Here is a 263-nt window from a genome sequence, read left to right on the forward strand (position 1 = left end):
CCACCAGCGAGCGCACCTGCTTCTCCACCTCGCTGTACGCGTCCTCGCTGCGAAGCGGCAGAGCGATGACAGTGACGTAGCCCTCGCTGGTAAGCGGGCCGAGGAGGTCATGATCAGGTTCAGCCGGGATCGGCAGGCCGAGAAGCAACATCTCTTCCGCGATCACGCGTGCCTCGCGCGGATCTGTGACCAACACGTCCAGGTCATCGGGCGTCGGAAAGCGGAAGCAGTAGCCATCGAAGGTCAACGAGTCCGGCCTGGAC

1 protein-coding gene is annotated in these 263 nt (G+C 63.9%); it reads right to left on the reverse strand.

Annotated elements, in window-relative coordinates; all coding sequences use genetic code 11:
- A partial coding sequence (locus H5993_RS09290; RefSeq protein WP_204777116.1) for a hypothetical protein occupies positions 1 to 263 on the reverse strand: 263 nt, incomplete at both ends.

The sequence above is a fragment of the Limosilactobacillus alvi genome (assembly GCF_016900115.1).
GTDB classification, from domain to species: domain Bacteria; phylum Bacillota; class Bacilli; order Lactobacillales; family Lactobacillaceae; genus Limosilactobacillus; species Limosilactobacillus alvi.